We start from the raw sequence: 20,493 nt of genomic DNA, 5'->3' as shown, positions 1-20,493 counted from the left end.
CCGGAAGGCTGATTATCGGCTTGAGGTTCCCGGCAGCGGTGCTGCGCCAGAGGTGCGCTCAATTGCCTCGACCTCTTGTCGAGACAGCTCGATCATCTTTGCATTACGTGCGGCTGTCAGATCAAACAGCTGCTCCATGAGCCTCGCATCGTCGACAGCCATCCCGTCATCCTGCTCCTGCGACAGGTCTGCCTCGTCGAGTGCCCTGAATGCTTCTGGATATTTGTCCTTGAGATAATTCACCCAGTAGTCACGCTGGATAAGGTCCTCAAAAAAAACGTCGCCGTGCTCGGCATTCATCACTTCGCGGCGGGCTTCGGCCAATTGCCGGGTTGTTACACCTGAGGCAAACGTCATGTGCTTCGGCTGCCCCGGCAGCTCCAGGCCATCGTCCCACCCGCCGGTCAGGCCGATTCGATAACCCAGGCGTACCTCCGCCTGATCCTGACCGGTACGGGTAGCGGTTTTCGTCGCCAGTTCATCGACCTTGTCCAATCGGAAAAGCCGTCTGGACAACCTCAATAATGCTTCGCCTTTGGCACCGGGCCATCCGGCAGACACTTCGTGCAAAGCATTGTGTGTATACACCGTGCTTTCCAGCGCACTGAAGGTCAGGATTCGACCGTCGACGCAGGTGCCGTGGGTGTTTGAACTGGCAAACAGCGTTTCTCGAAGTTCGGTGTTGCCAGCGGCGGCCTCCATCACTGTCCAGACTCGCCGCGTCAGGTCGGCATTTGCCACCTGGAACTCACGCGTGTCCTGCAACCGTGAAAGCAAGTGGAAGAACGCGGCATTGTCCGGTTCCGCCGCCAGTTGATTCCAGAGCCGAGTCTTGCTGGCGACCTCCTCGGGAGGGGCATTGGCCAGCCAGGGTGTCTTCTGCTCGACCTCCAATTCCCTGCCGGAAAGATCTTCATCTGATTCGATGCTTTCACTGACCGCTTCACCTTCATTACGCGCTTGATCAATCCACTCGTCCAGAGCAGCGCGCGAGTATCCAAAGACGGTTGCGCGCGAACCCCTTTCGCGAAAGTCCTGCATCTGCTCAAGGGCCTCAAGCGACAGATTGAAGTTGTCGCTGAGGTCCGTGCCCGACATCAGCACGTCATGGCTGCCGTCCAGGGCCTGTGGAGGAATCGACGTGATGTCGTTACCACTCAGGTTCAGCGTCCTGAGATAACTGGTATCCAGCACGCCGACCGGCCAGTCGGTCAAATTGTTGTTGCGCAGATCCAGCGTCTCCAATCGCTCAAAAACGCCGAGATCGAATTCATCCAGCGCGTTGTAGCTCAGATCCAGCCATTGCAAACGCTGCAGGAGGTTCAACGAGGCATACAGATGATCGCTATCGCTCAATCGGTTCGAGGACAACTCTAGTCGTTCAAGGGCGTGCATTCGGCCAACCGGCTCGGGAACCGCTTGCAGGTCGTTGCCATTGAGTTCCAGGGTCCTGAGCTGCTTGAAAGCCTGTAGAAACCCATTGGAGCCCTGTTCACCCAGCCTTGTCCCCGTCAGGTTCAACGTGCCCACGTGGTCGAACACTGCGGGCAATTCGGGAAGATCGCCCAATTGCAAACCGTTGAGATTCAACACAGAGTCTGCAACACCTAGCGCGGCACTCAGGCTCTCACGCCAGCAATCAAGGATTCGCAATGCGGCCTGGTTGCGGCTTGCCGATGAGGCTACCCAACCAGCGCCACTTGACTCGCGCGCGAACAGCCAACCGTTCAATCGGCGCGTCAGTTCATCATGGGTCCGGTCCCATCCGGCAATCCGCTCGCTGATTTGCACCTCGGTGGCCCCGCTCTCGCGCAGCTGTTCAATCACTTGCAGGGCTTCATCTTCCGCGAGCATTGGCTTTAGCCGCTGCAGACGCTTGGCAAGATGCGCAGCCCCTTCCCCCACAGGAATCTCCGGCAGGGACAGCAAATGACGAGTGATGGAAAAACCGCTCTCGGCCGGAGGAAAAACTGACGGCACCTTCTCCCGGGCGAACCTTCCCAGGGTGCCCACAGGCAGACCACGGTCCAGCTCGATCTGCAGGCGGGCGATGTCCAGCAAAATCACCGCTTGCGGGGTCAATGGCGTGCCGGTCAGATCGGTCTTGAGCAGCATCTCGCTCTCAAGCACCGTCGCCGGGAGCGAGGAAATCCTGCTGTCACGCAAATCCAGCCAGCTCAGTTCTGGCAGGTCTTGCACCCCTGTCGGCCATTCATGCAGGTTGGTCGCCCGCAAGTCCAAGGCTTTAAGACGCGGCATATGACTGACATCCAGCGAATTCAGCGGATTGTTGTGCAGGTCCAGATATTCAAGTTTGCGCAATCCATCAAACCCCTGGCCCAGCGCAAGGTCGCCAACAATCGCGTTGCCAGAAAGATCCAGACGGGTCAACTTCACAAGATCACCCGCTGCGATTGGCACCGCGGTCAACCCGCTACCGCTTACATCGAGTTGCTGAAGTTCGGTAAACCCTCGAACAAAGCCACGGACTTTTTCAGCAGGCGCTTTCGCCCCCTTCAAATATAACCGTTGAACATGCGCGAAAGCAGCGTCAGGCAAGTCGGGGAATTCACTGAGTGCCAGGTTCGGCAAATCGAGCAACGTGGCGTCGGTCGTCGCCCCGTAGCGTTTGAATGCACCGTTGCGCCAGCAAGCCTTGATGGAAAGGGTGGCCCATGTCCGCCCCACAATCTCGTTGATCGACCCGGGCGTCTGCATCACGCGTTGGCTCCAGTCTTTCAGTTGACGGTCGAGCACGCCTGACGTCTCGCTCAAGGCATCGACCGCCTCGAATCGTGCATCTGCCCCCTGCCACTGCTCGACAAACCGGTTGAACAGGCCATCAATCGACTCGTTCATCCCTGCTGCAAGACGCGACAGCTCACCCTTGCAGTAGTCCCTGACCATTTCCTCCCGATCAACCAGGTGCTCGGGGTGATTGGTGACGTACTCAAACGCCGGTTTGAAGTGTTCACGGGAGAAGTTCGACCAGTCCAGAGACAAGCCGGACCACAGTTTTTCATGCCTCTGGAAAGCCCCGTCGGGCAAAGTTCCGATCCCGGTATCTTTGAGGTTCAGACGTTCCAGCGCTGGTAAATCAAGCACCCCGACCGGCCATTCACGCAGCGCACGCGAGGAAATTGCCAAACTGCGCAGATTGCGCAAACGACTGACATCCAGGGCCATCGGCGTGAGATCCGAAAAATAAACGTTGAGCTCCTGCAGCGTCGTCAATGCACCTAGCCTTGAGGGCATATCCACCGCGCGGGGAGAAGCTGAGTAAAGACTCAGCCCCGTAAGCTCCTGCATTGCGCCCAATGCCTCTGGCACATTGCTGAACTCACCTCCCGTTGCATTGATCCTGAGGTTTTTCAATCCCGGGAAATTTGCCAACAGTGCATCGGCATTGGCGTCAGTAATGCAGCGCCCCCGGATGCTCAGCTCACGCACATGCGAAAAATCCGCCGACAGGGGGGGAATCGGGTCGTCACAGATCAAATCCAGCGAACTGTAGAAAGGCAATTCCTCTGCCAACGGCGAATTACGCCAGCATTCCTTGAGGTTTCGCGCGACCGCGTTTTTGCCCCCCGACACGGACTGCAAATCAGGTTCCGATGTCCCGACCCATTGATCGAGCGTTGATTCAAGCGCCTCCCACTCACGCATACGCTCCTGCAATAAGCCATAAATCTGTGCGTCGCTTTTTCCGGCCCGCAACTGCTTCAGGATAAAACTGCTGGCGTTTTGATCGGAGAGTCCGGGATAGAGCGACTGAACCCGAGTGACCAATGAAGGATTCAAGCCTTGCCCACGCCCACTGGCGGGGTAGCCCACCTGTCGCTCATTCACTCGTACGGGGGGCTTGAACACAGCGCGCCCGCCGGCTCGGTTTTCCAGTCGTTGCATTAACTGCGCCCGGTGTTGCACCGCCGAGTCAAAAATCGCCTTTTGCAACCCACTGCTTTGACCGACGTGTGGAACACCCAATGCCTGGCGGGACTCATCGGGCAAGGCATGCATGATGGAATCGAAAAAGTTGCCGCCACTGCGGGGCACGCTATTGAGCGCCTCTCCTCGCTCATCGAACGCCTGGTAGGCCGGCCCCTGCTTGACGACATACTTGCGACTTGCGGCGGTCTCGCGGCCAATACCATCGATCAGCGGACCGTTGATGTGACCGTCACGGACCTCCAGACGCACCTCACCGGACCAACCCGGCAGTTTTTCCAGGGCGTGCAGGGCGAGCCATTGGCTGTCGGGGGAAGTCATGTTGTCTCTGTACAGACCGGCGAAAGCCCGAACCTGACGCCCCTGCTGCGCGTACCAGCGGGCTTCCTCGAGCATATTCAGCGGAATTCGGTGGGTGGTCCGCAGGCGTGTCAGTTCCTCGGCATTGGCGTCGAGCAGAACTCTTTGGGCTGCAGAATCGCTCAGTCCCGGGCAAGCCCGCCGCAGCTTGTCGATGAATGGCGCGCTGCTTTTCTGCTCGATGACGGGTGCCACTCCTGGATCTGCCGCGAACAGCCTCAGGGCCTCTGTCAGTTCAGGGGGCGCAGGTAAATTATCCACATGCATCTTGCGTAAGGCATTGTCGCTGACGCCGCTGATATCAGCAGCCTCAAGCAATTGTTTGTCCGTCAATGCCTCGGTGGTGTAGCCCATCCGCCGCAACAGGGTCAAGCGGTCCCACTCCAGGGGCCGTTCAAGGTTGTGGCGCCAGGCGCCGAAGTTGTTGTGCTGCAAGACTGGCTGGTAGACATCGGGGTCAGTGGGGTGTTTGATCCGCCACTGCTTGAGCGCCGGGTCGAAGGTTTTTTCGTAGGCATTGCCCTCCAGGCTGATGTAGGTCTTGCCTCCCATCTCGTATTGCCCAAGGGCGTTCGGGGTGAGACCCTCAAGCGCGACGCCACTCTTGTAGGAAGCAAGGTCCGGATGCCACAGACGCGTTTCACCGAACGGCGTGGTGACTGGTCTCATCCCGTCGACAAACCGGGATGCGGTGATCGGTGGTGCCTTGCTTGCCACCGCGCCCAAAGCGGCCATGAAAGCAACGTTCTCCATGACTGATTTGAGATGGCCCCAAGCCTCCTCGGCATCTCCCTCATTCCACGCTTCCACGCCCTCGTAAACCTCATAGGACAGTTGAACGGCGGTGACAGCCAGCATGAATTCGCCCAGTCCCGGCACTATAAAAGCAGCCACGTTCAGTACGTTCAGCCCCCATTCGACATAGTGTTCGAGGCGTTCGATCCAGGCCTTGTGGTCAACTTCGGCAGTCGGTATTGCCAACAATTTGGCGTTGGACTTGACCCTGACAAGGTGAGCGTCATAGCGTGCGCCGAACACTTCAGTGTCAATAAAGGTTTCGGCCAGAGCGAGATTGACGTTTTCGTTCCAGACCTCTTCATAAATGCCGTCGCGGTAGGCGGCGGGGTTGTACGGTGGGCCTGGATAGACCGGGTTCGGATTCCATCGCTGGACCTTGAGCTGGGATTTGAGCCGCCGAAAGATCGTCGAGGACTCGTCCTGTGGCAGCAGCCCGGCGACAAACCGCTGATAGGATCGCGAGCGCAGTCTGATCGCGAAATCTGTCGCAAACGAGCTGAGTGACGAGTACTCCTTGACCGGGTACAGCGGGTCACCCGGAATGTACACGATGATTCTCGTGCTCGATGGTACTGACAGGCTGAAGGTCGGTATCGGTAAAAACACCTCGGCGATATCTTCCAGAACCGAGGGGGGTTTACGTGTCGCCGACCCGATGATCAATACATCACTCAACATCGAGCCCAGCACCGTCAACTGACTGTAAGCCACTGGGCGCCCATCGATCCTGGGATCAGAGCGCCCGTCGAGGATCGCCAGCAACGCGGCGTAAGCCGTCTCACTGACGTTCGACTTCATCCGGGCGATATGTGCCTGCAGGCGCAGCCTGTCCTTGTTCGCCGTGATCGTCTGCTCGCGGACCTTCGCGGCTGTGCCGGGCGTATCGAAAACGGCGCTCAGATGGTCCTGATACTGCTTGCCAAGGTCCAGTTTCCGACACAGGCTGGCGAACGCATCGGGCTTGATCGACAATTTGTCACGAATTTTGTAACGCGTCTTCCCGAACGGATAACGGTCCGTTTTATCGTAAAGCTCGTTCTCCATTGCCCCGGCCGGAGCCAGCGCGCTGGTTTCCTGCAAGGCGATTTCATCAAACGGCTCGTCAGCCTCGAAGTTGCGCAGCGCTGCCTGCAGCAGAGTCTGCTCATCGGCTCGATTGGGTGCGCGCAAATGAAACAGCATGGTCCCCGTCACATCCGGTGACTGACCAAAGGTTTTACGCATTGCCTCTTCCAGCAATGGTTTGACGAATTCGGTGATGCCCTTGAAATCCTTCAGCGTTTTGGCCAGCGCCTGGCTGGAAGTGTTGCTCTGTACCTGACTATCGAGCAACGCCTGACGCAACGTGGCAGACGCCTGGGCATAAAGTGCCGGGTAGGAATGGGCGAACAGGCGGGCGGGATCACGGGCCCGGGTCAGACTCTCGAGATGAGGTCGGGTAAGGTGTTGAGTCCAGTCGGGCAGACGGCTCTTGATATAGGGAACATGAAGTCCCGGGGTCGCGGGTCTGGAAAGGTCCGGCATGATGCAAATCCTGATAGCTCATTGATAGAGCGTCAGAACATCACGGCCAACCGGCAGCATGGCGGTACATATTTATAGAGGAACCGGGCCAATGCACTGTCAACTGTTGCGCGATTTTACAGTCGTCAACTGTTTCACTCGCCCGCAAGCTGCGATCTTTTGCATTGACTATGCTTACTTTTCACCTATTGGTAACGGGGAATTTATGGACGATCCAGTCGACAACAACAAGCCACCGACCTTCTGGCAGATGCTGCACAGTGTGCTGGCGGCGGCGTTCGGGGTGCAGAGCGGGAAGAATCGGGCCCGGGACTTCACCCACGGCAAGCCGAGCCATTTCGTGATTCTGGGGATCCTGTTCACGGCAGTGTTCGCGTTGACGCTGTTTGGCATCGTCAAACTGGTGGTGTACCTGGCGGGTATCTGAACCGGCTCAGTGCATCAGGGCTTGCAAGCTGAACGGGTAACGATACGACGTCGGCCGCCCCTTGGCCGAGAGTTTCTGGAAATCCACGCCGTAATCCTGAGTGGCACTTAACGCCAGCAATTGCCTGGCTTGCGCGTGATCGATCAGCTGCAACAACGGAATCTGCCGGTCGCGCCCACCGTACTGGCTGACATCCACCCCCAAATCGTAGTCATGCAGTTGCACCAAAGCCCAACCACCCAGCGTGAAGTGCCCGCCCAACAGCACACTCAACCGCCCTTCCAACAGCGCCTGTAACGCAGTCGGCGAATTGTTGACGGCGCTGAACAGCGCGTCCTTGCCGGGTTGGCCGCCTGTTTCGGCGTAGGCCTGCATGGCGCCAAAGGCCATTTCATCGTTGGCCGACCAGACCAGCGACGTTTGCGGATAACGTTTGAACAATAACCTGGCCTGTTCATAGGCGCGCTCGCGGGTCCAGCCGCCGTAGACCAACTGGCGCAACCGCACTTCAGGGTGTTCGGCCAATGCCCGCATCATGCCCTTCTCACGCTGTTGCGCCGCTGGCGTGATCTTCAGGCCGGAAAAGGCCACCAGATCAATGACCTGACCGGGCGCGACCGGGCGATGCAGGCGAATCAGCTCCTTGAGCATCAAGTAGCCGCCCTCTTCATTGTTGGGCACCAGGCTGCCCAACCAGTCGGGATATTTGTCTGGCTGGGCGCCGAGCAGGCGCATCTGGTCTGCGGTGAGGCCGTTGTTGACCAAAAACAGTTTCACTCCGCTGCCTTGAGCCAGGCGCAGGATTTCGGGCGCGACGTACAGTTCGTTGACGAACACCAGATAGTCCGGTCGATTCGGCCCTTGCAGGGCTTCGCGGGCCTGCTTGAGTGTGGTTTCAGCGTTTCGCTCGGAATACTGGATGTGCAAATCCATGCCCAGGTCCTTGGCTGCGGTCTGCATGAACTGCGAGTAACTGACCCAGAACACCTCTTGGGTGGTTCCCGGATTGAGGAACAATACGGACGCCGCCTGGGCACACGGTCCCAAGACCGTACCAAGCGCCAGCACTACACCACAGAAGAACTTCAACATTAAACGTCCGAGCCCCCGAAAATCCGCTGCGCATTATAGCCAGCGAAGTCCCTGGAACGGCGCTTATTCCGGCTTCTGTCCGACAATCGTCGGCGCCGGGCCCGGACGGGGTCGTTTATTGATGGCTGACCCAGAACACCGCTGTGCCCACGACCAGGATGATCAGGAACAAAATCGCCCAGGCATCGACCGTGCTATCGCTTTTCCCTGCTTTGGTTGGGTTGCTCATTGCATCGCCTCTTGTCGGTTTTATCGGTGATTGCATAAAGACTCGAGCACAGTTAAGACGATGATTGCCCGCACCACAAATGGGGGTTTTATCTCCATAAGTTTCATTAGTCGTTTTGGTTCTTTACATATACTCAAACATCACTTTTGCGCATAACTGCAAACTGGTATCTTGCCTCCGCTCCGTTGGGAGTGCGCGGCCGTGCGCGCAGAATTGCCGAGGCAGTATCGGAGACTTCAGCAAGCGAAAAACGCAACTGGATCCGACCGGCCCAAGCCTGAGAACAGGACTTATATGTACGTATACGACGAGTACGATCAGCGGATCATCGAGGACCGCGTCAAGCAGTTCCGTGATCAGACCCGACGCTATCTGGCAGGCGAGCTGAGCGAAGAAGAGTTCCGCCCCCTGCGCCTGCAAAATGGCCTTTATATCCAGCGCTTCGCGCCGATGCTGCGGGTGGCGGTGCCTTATGGCCAACTGACTTCGCGCCAGACGCGAATGATGGCCAAGATTGCCCGCGACTATGACAAGGGCTACGCCCACATCAGTACCCGGCAGAACGTGCAGTTCAACTGGCCGGCCCTGGAAGACATCCCGGACATCCTGGCCGAACTGGCGACCGTGCAGATGCACGCGATCCAGACCAGCGGCAACTGCCTGCGCAACGTCACCACCGACCAGTTCGCCGGTGTCGCGGCCGATGAGTTGATCGACCCGCGTCCATGGTGCGAAATCGTTCGTCAGTGGACCACGTTCCACCCGGAATTCGCCTACCTGCCGCGTAAATTCAAAATCGCCATCAACGGTTCGACATCCGACCGTGCGGCCATCGAAGTCCATGACATCGGCCTTGAGCCGGTGCATAACGCCGCGGGCGAACTGGGTTTCCGTGTGCTGGTCGGTGGTGGCCTGGGCCGTACACCGGTGGTGGGCGCGTTCATCAACGAGTTCCTGCCATGGCAGGATCTGTTGAGCTACCTCGACGCCATCCTGCGGGTTTACAACCGCTACGGCCGTCGCGACAACAAGTACAAGGCACGGATCAAGATTCTGGTCAAAGCCCTGACGCCTGAAGTGTTCGCGCAGAAAGTCGATGCGGAAATGGAACACCTTCGCGGTGGCCAGACCACGTTGACCGAGGCCGAAGTGCATCGCGTGGCCAAACATTTTGTCGATCCGGACTACAAGGCTCTGGACAACCAGACGGCCGAACTGGTCGAGCTCGACAAACAGCACCCGGGCTTCGCCCGCTGGCGTACTCGCAACACCCTCGCGCACAAAAAGCCGGGTTATGTGGCCGTGACGCTGTCCCTGAAGCCGACTGGCGTTGCGCCGGGCGACATCACCGACAAGCAGCTCGATGCCGTGGCCGACCTCGCCGATCGTTACAGCTTCGGTCAGCTGCGCACCTCCCACGAGCAGAACATTATTCTGGCCGATGTCGAGCAGAGCCAATTGTTCGCCCTGTGGAACGAGTTGCGCGAACAAGGTTTCGCCACGCCGAACATCGGTTTGCTGACCGACATCATCTGCTGCCCGGGCGGTGACTTCTGCTCCCTGGCCAACGCCAAATCGATCCCGATCGCCGAATCGATCCAGCGCCGCTTCGACGACCTGGACTACCTGTTCGACATTGGCGAGCTGGATCTGAACATCTCCGGCTGCATGAACGCCTGTGGTCACCACCACGTCGGCCACATCGGCATCCTCGGGGTGGACAAGAAAGGCGAAGAGTTCTACCAGGTGTCCCTGGGTGGCAGCGCCAGTCGCGATGCGAGCCTGGGCAAGATCCTCGGCCCGTCTTTCGCACAGGAAGCCATGCCTGACGTGATCGAGAAGCTGATCGACGTGTACATCGAACAACGTACCGAAGACGAACGCTTCATCGACACCTATCAGCGTATCGGCATCGACCTCTTCAAGGAGCGCGTCTATGCAGCGAATAATTAAGAACAACGAAGTCGTCGACGAAACCTGGCACTTGCTGCCGAAGGACTTCAACATCGACGAGATCAGCAACTGCGACGACCTTATCGTCCCGCTGCAATTGTGGCGCGAGCACAGTCGTATGCTCAAGGCTCGCGATGGCGGCCTGGGTGTATGGCTGGACGCCGATGAAGAAGCCGAAGAAATCGGTGACGACGTGGATCAGTTCAAGGTGATTGCCTTGAACTTCCCGGCCTTCACCGATGGGCGTAACTACTCCAATGCTCGCTTGCTGCGAGACCGTTATGGTTTCAAAGGCGAACTGCGCGCGATTGGCGATGTGCTGCGCGATCAGCTGTTCTACTTGCGTCGCTGCGGTTTCGACGCCTTTGCATTGCGCGCCGATAAAGACCCGTACGAAGCCCTGGAAAGTCTCCAGGACTTCTCGGTGACCTATCAGGCCGCCACCGACGAACCGCTGCCGCTGTTCCGTCGCCGCTGATGCCCTGGCCTTGAACCCTTTGCGGGGTTCAAGGCCATCCTCTTCTAGGCCTGCTCGGTGATCACCGGAAAGGGCCGTCCCATCGCCACCCAATCGCGATAAAGCCTGGCCCGATTTTCCAGCGACATGAAAATCCCCAACGGATTTTCAGCATCGACTTCTGTGGCCTCGACCACCCGGTTCAGCCAGTTCCACAACTCGTCCGATGCCTGCGCCTCGCTCAACAGTCGCCAGACCCTCGCTTGCAACGCCAGATAGTCGACCTGAAAGTCTGCCGTCAGGCTGAGCCCATCGATAAGCCTCAGGAAACGACCGCCTGCCAGCTTGACCGACAACTGTTGCCAAATCGCTCGCCTGGCCTCTCGGAGTGCTTCGTCACCTTCCTGCAACCACACCACCGGTTTGCCATAGTCGGCTCCTGGCGTACTCAACCACAAGTTGATCCCAGTGTGCTGTCGATGACTGATCAGGCGCAGCAACGTATCTTCGTCCGTCAGCGGGTTGCCCCAAAGCTGCACTCGCCCCCGGGTGATGGCCTGGCTCAACACCGCTGGCGGAATCCGGGTGATCCGGTTGTCACGCAGGTCCAGTGACGTCAGGTAGGGCTCGTCCCGAATTCCGACCGGACACGTTCTGATCCCTGTGCTCCTCAGGTTCACTTGGCGCAGTTCATTCATCCCTAACAACACCGGCGGAACACCCAGGGGGTTTTCACTTAGATCCAGTGATTGCAAGTTGATCAAGTCACGCAGTTGCGACGCAGTGTTCTCCCTGAATTGCAGAAACGTGGCTTTGAGATTCAGCGTCGTGAGATGGCTCATTCCCGGGATTGCAGGCGGTAAAACACTTTCCAGCACTCCCATGGCGTTAGAAAGCCGCAGATCGACTTTTTCCAGATTCAAAACATGCAGATGGGGGAAGGACTCAAGGAAGCCGTTCAAGCTCTCACGTTCAATCAGATGCAATCCGCGCATCGACAGCTCGATCACCTCGTTGAACCTGACATTCATGACCGGCAAACGGTGGTAGTCCTCGAATTCCAGATCCAGTTTGTAACCCGTTAACGTCTCCCCGGAATAAAGACGATTGTCCTGTGGCGGGCACTTTTGCCAGATAGAGATCAACTCGTCAGCCAGGTCCATCCGGGTCTCGCGCTCATACTCCATAACTTGCTGAAGCAGCGCGACGTTATGCTCCGTGATTTGCGCATCATTCATGCCCGCGGCGTTCTCGTCGCCAGCGGCCAGAAAGTCGATATCCATGTCATCGAGATCCTGCAGGGTCTGGTCGATCCAACTGGTCAAATCCGTACTCAATTGCTCAAACTGTTGCTTCAGACCATCAAGGTGTGACTGAGCGTTTGCCCCGGCATGTTGCAGCCATTCATCAGTTTGCACATTGCTGAAATCGGGATAAAGCTCCCTGACTTGCAGCCTCAGCGTTTCGTGGGTCAACGCCGCAGCCTGCGGGGTCGTCGGAAAGCCGCCGCCCCTCAAGCCCTGCCTTTCAAAAGGCAACCCCCCGTCCATTCTGCCCAGGCCCAGGGCGAGCTCGGCGCGTGACAGCGCCCGATCGCGGAGGTTGAGCTTCAATTCGTTGGCCGGATTCAGCGACTGCAACTGCAGCGCCGCCCGCTCATCCGCGGACAACACACCGTTGACGGCCCCGTAAAAGTCCGTGCGTGCGATGGCTTGGGCGGGCACATCGACGTATTGATAGTGGTCGTCGATTTTGATCAAACGACGACAATCAGCCGCATCAAGCGAACCGCAACGATCCAGCACCCGACCTTGCAGCGAGCCGTCAAGCACCTCGATTCGCAGGCCTTTCGGCCAGCCGGGCAGATTTTTCAGCGAATGCAAGGCCAGCGTGTCCGAATCGGCATGGGCCACGGACCGCAGATAAAGGCCTTCATAAGCACGGGTCAGCCTCACATGCTGCTGGTACTGACGGGCCTTGCTGTCCAGTTGTCTGAACACCCCCTTGGCCTGGATCGCATCCGGCGTCGCCGTGAATTCTATGCCATAGCGATCAAGCATCTGCTCCACCGCACTTTTCGGCAGGCCGGGATATTGCTGTTGAAACAATCGGACCCATTCATGCTCCGAGTGCTGGAGTGCCTGATAGCGAGTGTTGAACAACTCCACTCGACGGGCCTGCAACGCCTCGTTTCCGTCAGCCTGCGTTTTGTCGAGGGCCTCCACGACGTCCTGATCGATTTTGAAGCGGCTGATAGTGTCGGCCAACACAGGAGTGGGTCGACGACCGGCCTGCATCATTCGCAGCAGATCGTCATCAATGGCGCTGACCTTGCCGATTTGCGCCAGCACTTCGTCGCTGAAGGCGTCCACCGGAGCGCCGATCCCTCGCAGCAGGCTCAGACGGGTTGGCATCTGCGCGACGGACTCCAGGGGGGCGACATGAACGGGCGGACCGTCCACCGGTGTACCACCGGGTCGCACCGCGGGCTCATCGGCCCCGTGCTCGGCCCTGACCAGTGCTGCGGCCTCGTCGCCTTCGCCTTTTAACGAAGCGACAGCCCCGGCGAGCGGCAGTGCATTGAGCAAGCCGAACACGGTTCGCGTCACGCCTTCAGAACGCTCGCTGGCTGTTTGCCCCTCAACGGCCTGATCCAGACCGTAACCGGCGTCAATAAGCCCGGCCAGCGCCAACAATCCTTCACCTCCGGGCACAAACAACGCCAGTGGCCCGAACCGGTTGATCCATTGCACGACCGGCTCGACGAAAGCGCTCAGATTGTCACGGTTGACCTGGGCATCGTCGCGGATGGTCTTGACGCTGCCCTGGGCGGCCTGCTTCATCGAACTCACCAACTGCGCAAAAGGGTCGGTTGCGCTGGGTGAGCGGTCAAACTCAATGTAGTCGTCCGGATCCCAGTGGCCATCATCGTTAAAGAACCCGGCATTCTTCGTCAGCCTGTGCATTTTGGGATACACCGCCATGCCCTCCAGCGCGGTCAGTACACCCGCATGAAAGGTGCCGTCCTCGCGATCCTCTTCAGAAAAGTGAGCCGCCAATGCCTGTTTCGTATCGACGACCCGGCCCTGAGCCACAATCCATTGACGCAGCTGCCGGCTATCGGTGAACTCGTGCAACGGTGAAGAATTGCCGGGGATATATAGCAGCACTCTGGAACCTGATCGCTCTTGAAAGCACCAGATATCCGTCGCGGTATAACGGTACAGTTTCAACCGACTCGCCTCGACGCCCTGGGGCATTCTTGTCGGCGCGTGCAGCTGCTCGATCGTCAGCGCTTCCCAGGTTTGAGCGGCGGGTAACCCGGCGGCTTGCATGGCGAGTTCCAGACCCTTTCGGGAGAGGCATCGCTCTTGATACTGCAGCCGGGCCGCCATGACGAAAGCGGCCTTGACCGACGTCCTCAGGGCATAAGGACCGGGAGCAGCAATGACCGCGTCCGACGGCCAGGCCTGATTGAGATAGGTCTGGTATCGATCGGAAAGAAACACCCCCCAGACCCACTGCTTGAAATCGGCAGGCCGCAGATTGATTTGCGTGTGCGGGCCATAGGATTGCGGAACCGTGGCGCGGTAAATACCTTCATAGGTGTCGTGGTTGCCACTGCCCACATAGGCAAACTCATCGACCTTCTCGACAATGCGCACCGACGGCCCGATGTCCGGCGGAGTGTACAGACCAAACACCGTTTCGCCGAAGCGCCCATCGCCTACGGTCTGATAATTGCCAAGCAACGCCTGGATCAGCGTGCGGGAACTCCCCACCTGGCCCTGATGGACACCGTTCTCCGGAGGATGCCCATGGTAGTTATAGTCGAGCGTTACCAGCAGGGCTGTCTGCGGATCAATGCCGGCTCCCCACTTCTCTTTGATCAAGCGTTCGCCAAACTGAGCGGGGGTTTGTGGGAGTGCGGTTTCCACCGCGGCCTTCAGTTCATTACGCAGCAGGACGGCGGGCGTCGGAGCTGCGCCGTGGGCGTGATCATTCATGTGCATTCCATTGCAAACAATTGGGAATCACCAGAATAATCAGCCGCGCCTCAAGCGTAAGTCGGAATGTTCGGCAGGCCAGCCAGGACGTTTCGCAGAGTCCGCAGGAAAGTGAACAGTCGGAAAGTCGAACAAAAAAAACCGCGGAAATCCGCGGTTTGATTTTTCCGGAGACACCCGCCAAAGGCTTACCAGAAGCGTTGCTGGGTCAACCGGCTCCACCAGTTCAGCAACACGCGATCAACCGAACCGCTGGCCGCGATACCAATGCGCTCCTGCAGGCTTTTGCGTTCGGCATAATGCAAGTGATAGAGCTCGGACTGTTTGGCTCGTTCGGCGAGGTATTCATCGCTGGTCTTGAGCTCATCCACCAGCTGCTTATCCAGCGCCGTAACACCCAACCAGATTTCACCGGTGGCCACTTCGTCGATGGCCAGTTGCGGGCGATAGCGGGAAACGAAGTTCTTGAATAGCTGATGGGTAATGTCCAGTTCTTCCTGGAATTTCTCCCGGCCCTTCTCGGTGTTTTCGCCAAACACCGTCAGGGTGCGCTTGTACTCGCCGGCCGTCAGGACTTCGAAATCGATGTCGTGTTTTTTCAGCAGGCGATTGACGTTGGGCAACTGCGCCACCACGCCGATCGAGCCGAGGATCGCAAACGGCGCGCTGATAATCTTCTCGCCGATGCACGCCATCATGTAGCCGCCGCTGGCCGCAACCTTGTCGATACACACGGTCAACGGCACGCCGGCTTCACGAATCCGCGCCAGTTGCGAAGACGCCAGGCCATAGCTGTGGACCATGCCGCCGCCGCTTTCCAGGCGTAGCACCACTTCATCCTTTGGCGTGGCGAGGGTGAGCAGCGCGGTGATTTCGTGGCGCAGGCTCTCTGTGGCCGACGCCTTGATGTCACCGTCGAAATCCAGCACGAACACCCGCGGTTTGGCCTCGGGTTTCTTCTTTTGCTTTTTCTCGGTTTTAGCCTGGGACTTGCGCAGGGCCTTGATCTGATCCTTGTCGAGCAAGGTTTGCTCCAGGCGTTCGCGCAGTCCTTTGTAGAAATCATTGAGTTTGTTGACTTGCAGCTGCCCGGCCGACTTGCGCCGACCTTTGCTGCGCAATGCCGCAAAGCTGGCCAGGACCACCAGAATGGCGATCACCAGAGTCACGGTCTTGGCCAGAAAAATGGCGTACTCGAACAAAAGCTCCACAGGGACTCCTTCAATCAATGCGCGGATTAAACACGCGCGGGATACCTCCAGCATACCCATCCGCCGGCCCGACGACCAGCCGTGAAACCTCCGGCAACAGGCCTGTAACGGGCATTTCAAACAAGCGTATGTTTTTTCATTGACAGCTCACCGCCATCCTCATAACCTCGCCAAACCTTCAACGTACCGGGATGACGCGGACGTGGGCAGCATCTACTTGATTCGACATGGCCAGGCCTCCTTTGGTGCAGACGACTATGACGTCCTGTCGCCGACCGGTATTCGCCAGGCAGAACTCCTCGGTCAGCATCTGGCTGAACTCGGTGTCAGCTTTGATCGCTGCCTGTCGGGCGACCTGCGCCGCCAGCAACACACCGCCAATAGCGCGCTGGAACAATTCGCCGCCGTCGGTGTGCCGGTGCCGGTGCTGGAAATCGATTGCGCCTTCAACGAATTCGATGCCGACGCAGTGATCCGTGCCTTGCTGCCGGCCATGTTGGAAGACGAGCCCCAAGCGCTGGATATCCTGCGCAACGCCGCACAAAACCGCGCTGAATTCCAACGCATCTTTGCCTTGATCATCGAGCGCTGGCTCGCCGGCACCTACGACACACCGGGCCTGGAGAGCTGGCTGGGTTTTGTCGAACGCGTGCAGGCCGGTCTGCACCGATTGCTCGAACAAGCCGACAATACCCAGAAAATCGCCGTGTTCACCTCCGGCGGCACCATCACTGCCCTGCTCCACCTCATTACGCAAATGCCCGCAAAGCAGGCCTTTGAACTGAACTGGCAAATCGTCAACACCTCGCTCAACCTGCTTAAGTTTCGTGGTCGCGAGGTGGCCCTGGCTTCCTTCAACAGTCATGCACACCTGCAACTGCTGAAGGCCCCGGAACTCATCACGTTTCGCTGAGTCCGGATTATTGTGACCCTGGCTGTAATCACCCAGCTCTTATTACCCAAGAAAGGATCGAACCATGACCTCCGTAGCTGATGCCGTACAAGCAATGAAAGCCAAGTTCAACCCAGCCGCTGCTGCCGGTCTGGACCTGGTATTCGGTTTCCGCATTGACGACACCAAGAACTTCTCGCTGATCGTCAAAGACGGCACCTGCGAGCTGCAAGAAGGCGAAAACCCGGACGCCCAGGTCACTCTGGTGATGGACGGCGAAACCCTGGAAGGCATCGTCGACGGTTCGACCGACGGCATGCAAGCGTTCATGGGCGGCAAACTGCGCGCTGAAGGCGACATGATGCTGGCCATGAAACTGTCCGAGTTGTTCCCGGCCTAAGCATGCCGCTCCCGACCTTCGGGAGCACATCTGGCTGTAAACGAATCCCGCCCCTCGTGGCGGGATTCGTCGTTTTCGCCCTCGGAAAACGGCTATCTGCGGATTTGCCGACTATATTCCTTCTGGCCGCATGCGTCAGACATCGGCTGTTTGCCCTCACTTCTTTGTGAAGAACTTAGTGGAGAGCAGTGCCATGAGTCCACCTGACGAACACAACGACTTCAGTCGTCGCCGTGTATTGCAAGGCCTTTCGGCAGGTGCCGTCGGTGCCTGGGTCAGCCCACTATTCGCAGGGAGTAAAACCATGCCCGATGCCCCGGCCGATCTTATTCTGTACAACGGACGCCTGCACACCGTCGACCGCAAGAAACCCCAGGCCAGTGCCGTCGCGATCAAGGACGGACGCTTCATGGTGGTCGGCAGCGATGCCCAGGCCATGGCCCTGCAAGGCCCTGGCACACAGATCATCGACTTGCATGGCCGCACGGTGATTCCCGGTCTCAACGACTCTCACCTGCACTTGATCCGTGGCGGCCTGAACTACAACCTCGAACTGCGCTGGGAAGGCGTGCCGTCCCTGGCCGATGCCTTGCGCATGCTCAAGGATCAGGCCGATCGCACGCCGACGCCGCAATGGGTGCGGGTGGTCGGTGGCTGGAACGAGTTCCAGTTTGCCGAGAAGCGCCTGCCGACGATTGAAGAACTGAACAAGGCCGCGCCGGACACCCCGGTGTTCGTCCTGCACCTCTACGACCGCGCCCTGCTCAACCGTGCCGCGCTGAAAGTCGTCGGCTATACCCGCGACACGCCGAACCCGCCCGGCGGCGAGATCCAGCGCGACGCCAATGGCGACCCCACCGGCATGCTGATTGCCCGCCCCAATGCGATGATCCTTTACTCGACCCTGGCCAAGGGGCCGAAGCTGCCGTTGGAATACCAAGTCAACTCGACCCGCCAGTTCATGCGCGAACTCAATCGGCTGGGTGTCACCAGCGCCATCGATGCGGGCGGCGGTTATCAGAATTATCCGGACGATTATCAAGTCATCCAGCAACTGGCCAAAGACCGGCAGCTCACGGTGCGCATTGCCTACAACCTGTTCACCCAAAAACCCAAGGAAGAGCTGACCGATTTCAAAAACTGGACCAGCACTTCCCATTACGGCCAAGGCGATGAGTTCCTGCGGCACAACGGTGCCGGGGAAATGCTGGTGTTTTCCGCAGCGGATTTTGAAGACTTCCTTGAGCCACGCCCCGACCTGCCGCAAACCATGGAGCAGGAACTGGAACCGGTGGTGCGGCATCTGGTGGAACAGCGCTGGCCCTTTCGCCTGCACGCCACCTACAACGAATCCATCAGCCGCATGCTCGACGTGTTCGAGAAGGTCAATCGGGATATTCCGTTCGACGGCTTGCCGTGGTTCTTCGATCATGCCGAAACCATCACCCCACGGAACATTGAGCGAGTTAAAGCCCTCGGTGGCGGCATCGCCATCCAGGACCGCATGGCATTCCAGGGCGAATACTTTGTCGACCGTTACGGCGCGAAGGCGGCCGAAGCGACACCACCGATCGCCCGCATGCTCGCCGAGGGTGTGCCGGTGGGCGCCGGCACCGATGCCACGCGCGTGTCCAGCTACAACCCCTGGACCTCGCTGTACTGGCTGGTCAGCGGCCGCACCGTTGGTGGGCTGGCACTGTATCCGCAAGGCTTGAGCCGTGATACGGCACTGGAACTCTTCACTCACGGCAGCGCCTGGTTTTCCTCCGAACAAGGCAAGAAAGGCCAGATCAAGGTCGGGCAACTGGCGGACCTGATCGCACTGTCGGCGGACTACTTCCACATCGAAGACGAAGCCATCAAATGGATTGAGTCGGTGCTGACCATAGTCGACGGCAAGATCGTCTACGGCAGCGTCGAGTTCGAAAAACTGGGGCCTCCGCCCATCCCGGTGGTACCTGAGTGGTCGCCCGTGGTGAATGTACCGGGGCACTGGAAACCACTGGCGCCGCTTGCGGCGCAAGTACACCAGTGCGTGGGCGCTTGCGCGGTGCATGCCCACAGCCATGAGCAGGCACGGTTGTCGTCAGCGCCAGTCAGTGACTTTCAAGGGTTCTGGGGAGCGTTTGGGTGTTCGTGTTTCGCGTTCTGAACGAAATATTTCAAAACACCATCCCTCCAATGTGGGAGCGGGCTTGCTCGCGAAGAACGATAACGCGGTATCGGAAGACAAATGCTGCTCTTACAATGCCCGCACTTCCCACATCGGCCTGCCCATGGACATCGACCTCGCCCGCACCTTTCTTGAAATCGTCCGCCACGGCAGCCTGGCCGCGGCGGCTGAGAAGCTGCACGTCACCCAGACTGCGATCACCGCCCGCGTGCAGAAGCTCGAAAGTCAGCTGGGCAGCACGCTGTTCGTGCGCAACCGCGCCGGGGCGCGCCTGACGCCGAACGGTGAGGCCTTCGTGGTGTACGCCAATCAACTGGTGCAGACCTGGGAAGCGGCGCGCCGGGACTTGCCGCTGCCCGAAGGCTACCGCGACGTGCTGCACATCGGTGGCGAGGTCAGTCTGTGCAACCCGTTGATGCTCAGCTGGGCCGGCGAACTGCGCGAGAAAATCCCCAGCCACGCCCTGCGCATGGAAATCCGCGACGGCGAAAACCTCCTGCGTCAACTGGAGCTGGGGGTGCTGGATGCGGCGCTGGTCTATCAGCCCGAGTACTGGCCACGCCTGCAAGTCGAGCAAGTGCTGGAAGAAAAACTCATCCTGGTACGCCTGGCCGGACGGCCCGATCCTTACGTGTACATCGACTGGGGCCCGGACTTCCGTCGTCAGCACGATGCCGCACTGCCAGAAAAAGCCAAGGCGGCCTTGAGCTTCAACCTCGGACCGCTGGCCTTGCAATACATCCTGGAAAACGGCGGCAGCGGCTATTTCCGCACCCGCGTGGTCCAGAGCTACCTGGAAAGCGGCGTGTTGGAGCCAGTGCCCAAAGCCCCGGAGTTCAGCTATCCGACCTACCTTGTTTACTCCCGGGACCGCGACTCGGCGACCTTGCAACGAGCCTTCGATTTGCTGCGCGAAGTGATCAAGACGGACGACGACTGGTCCCAGCGCTGGAACCCGTTGACCTGACGCCAGGCGTCTAGCACCGGAGCATGGCGCATGTGGCCTCAAGGTTGGGCCAGTC

At 58.8% G+C, this 20,493-nt stretch carries 11 protein-coding genes; 7 read left to right on the top strand and 4 right to left on the bottom strand.

Annotated elements, in window-relative coordinates; all coding sequences use genetic code 11:
- Window positions 1-12 precede the first annotated feature (12 nt).
- Entirely contained in the window at window positions 13-6,630 is a 6,618-nt protein-coding gene (locus tag BK662_RS03365) for an NEL-type E3 ubiquitin ligase domain-containing protein (RefSeq protein ID WP_123356698.1), read from the bottom strand.
- Between the two features lie 205 nt (window positions 6,631-6,835).
- Between BK662_RS03365 and BK662_RS03360 the strand changes: the two genes are divergently transcribed.
- On the top strand, window positions 6,836-7,057 hold the full coding sequence (locus BK662_RS03360; RefSeq protein ID WP_123356846.1) for a DUF2970 domain-containing protein: 222 nt from the start codon (window positions 6,836-6,838) through the stop codon (window positions 7,055-7,057).
- A 6-nt stretch (window positions 7,058-7,063) separates the two neighbouring features.
- On the opposite strand, the gene BK662_RS03355 is transcribed toward BK662_RS03360, so the two are convergent.
- Window positions 7,064-8,149 (bottom strand): ABC transporter substrate-binding protein, encoded by a 1,086-nt coding sequence (locus BK662_RS03355; RefSeq protein WP_123356696.1) that lies wholly within the window; start codon window positions 8,147-8,149, stop codon window positions 7,064-7,066.
- A 523-nt stretch (window positions 8,150-8,672) separates the two neighbouring features.
- Between BK662_RS03355 and BK662_RS03350 the strand changes: the two genes are divergently transcribed.
- Window positions 8,673-10,331, top strand: a complete 1,659-nt coding sequence (locus tag BK662_RS03350; protein WP_123356694.1) for a nitrite/sulfite reductase — start codon at window positions 8,673-8,675, stop codon at window positions 10,329-10,331.
- Entirely contained in the window at window positions 10,315-10,809 is a 495-nt protein-coding gene (locus tag BK662_RS03345) for a DUF934 domain-containing protein (RefSeq protein ID WP_123356692.1), read from the top strand. The genes BK662_RS03350 and BK662_RS03345 overlap by 17 nt, the downstream gene beginning before the upstream one ends.
- 44 nt (window positions 10,810-10,853) lie before the next feature.
- Here BK662_RS03345 and BK662_RS03340 read toward each other — a convergent pair whose 3' ends face one another.
- Together BK662_RS03340 and sohB are read right to left on the bottom strand one after the other, a co-directional pair.
- The gene (locus BK662_RS03340; protein WP_123356690.1) at window positions 10,854-14,795 is read right to left on the bottom strand and encodes a dermonecrotic toxin domain-containing protein; all 3,942 of its coding nucleotides are present in this window, start codon (window positions 14,793-14,795) and stop codon (window positions 10,854-10,856) included.
- 188 nt (window positions 14,796-14,983) lie between these two features.
- On the bottom strand, window positions 14,984-16,006 hold the full coding sequence (gene sohB, locus BK662_RS03335; RefSeq protein WP_123356688.1) for a protease SohB: 1,023 nt from the start codon (window positions 16,004-16,006) through the stop codon (window positions 14,984-14,986).
- Between the two features lie 202 nt (window positions 16,007-16,208).
- Between sohB and BK662_RS03330 the strand changes: the two genes are divergently transcribed.
- The 4 genes from BK662_RS03330 (at window position 16,209) to BK662_RS03315 (ending at window position 20,438) form a co-directional block, all read left to right on the top strand.
- Window positions 16,209-16,919, top strand: a complete 711-nt coding sequence (locus tag BK662_RS03330; RefSeq protein WP_123356686.1) for a histidine phosphatase family protein — start codon at window positions 16,209-16,211, stop codon at window positions 16,917-16,919.
- A gap of 64 nt (window positions 16,920-16,983) precedes the next feature.
- Window positions 16,984-17,298, top strand: coding sequence for an SCP2 sterol-binding domain-containing protein (locus BK662_RS03325; protein WP_123356684.1), 315 nt, complete (start codon window positions 16,984-16,986; stop codon window positions 17,296-17,298).
- Window positions 17,299-17,602: 304 nt separating this feature from the next.
- Window positions 17,603-19,450 (top strand): amidohydrolase, encoded by a 1,848-nt coding sequence (locus BK662_RS03320; RefSeq protein ID WP_123356845.1) that lies wholly within the window; start codon window positions 17,603-17,605, stop codon window positions 19,448-19,450.
- A 124-nt stretch (window positions 19,451-19,574) separates the two neighbouring features.
- Window positions 19,575-20,438: a LysR family transcriptional regulator gene (locus BK662_RS03315; protein WP_123356843.1), complete on the top strand. Its 864-nt coding sequence runs from the start codon at window positions 19,575-19,577 to the stop codon at window positions 20,436-20,438.
- Window positions 20,439-20,493: the final 55 nt, after the last annotated feature.

The sequence above is a fragment of the Pseudomonas frederiksbergensis genome, assembly GCF_003732275.1.
GTDB lineage: Bacteria > Pseudomonadota > Gammaproteobacteria > Pseudomonadales > Pseudomonadaceae > Aquipseudomonas > Aquipseudomonas frederiksbergensis_H.
The sequence above is the reverse complement of the archived record's forward strand: the minus strand, read 5'-3'. Positions and strand labels throughout refer to the sequence as shown.

Bases quoted from the DNA above. Each gene is read 5' to 3' on its own strand.
- BK662_RS03365 (WP_123356698.1), bottom strand. From the start codon at position 6,630: ATGCCGGACCTTTCCAGACCCGCGACCCCGGGACTTCATGTTCCCTAT.
- BK662_RS03315 (WP_123356843.1), top strand. From the start codon at position 19,575: ATGGACATCGACCTCGCCCGCACCTTTCTTGAAATCGTCCGCCACGGC.
- BK662_RS03325 (WP_123356684.1), top strand. From the start codon at position 16,984: ATGACCTCCGTAGCTGATGCCGTACAAGCAATGAAAGCCAAGTTCAAC.
- BK662_RS03320 (WP_123356845.1), top strand. From the start codon at position 17,603: ATGCCCGATGCCCCGGCCGATCTTATTCTGTACAACGGACGCCTGCAC.
- BK662_RS03340 (WP_123356690.1), bottom strand. From the start codon at position 14,795: ATGAATGATCACGCCCACGGCGCAGCTCCGACGCCCGCCGTCCTGCTG.
- BK662_RS03355 (WP_123356696.1), bottom strand. From the start codon at position 8,149: ATGTTGAAGTTCTTCTGTGGTGTAGTGCTGGCGCTTGGTACGGTCTTG.
- BK662_RS03350 (WP_123356694.1), top strand. From the start codon at position 8,673: ATGTACGTATACGACGAGTACGATCAGCGGATCATCGAGGACCGCGTC.
- BK662_RS03360 (WP_123356846.1), top strand. From the start codon at position 6,836: ATGGACGATCCAGTCGACAACAACAAGCCACCGACCTTCTGGCAGATG.
- BK662_RS03345 (WP_123356692.1), top strand. From the start codon at position 10,315: ATGCAGCGAATAATTAAGAACAACGAAGTCGTCGACGAAACCTGGCAC.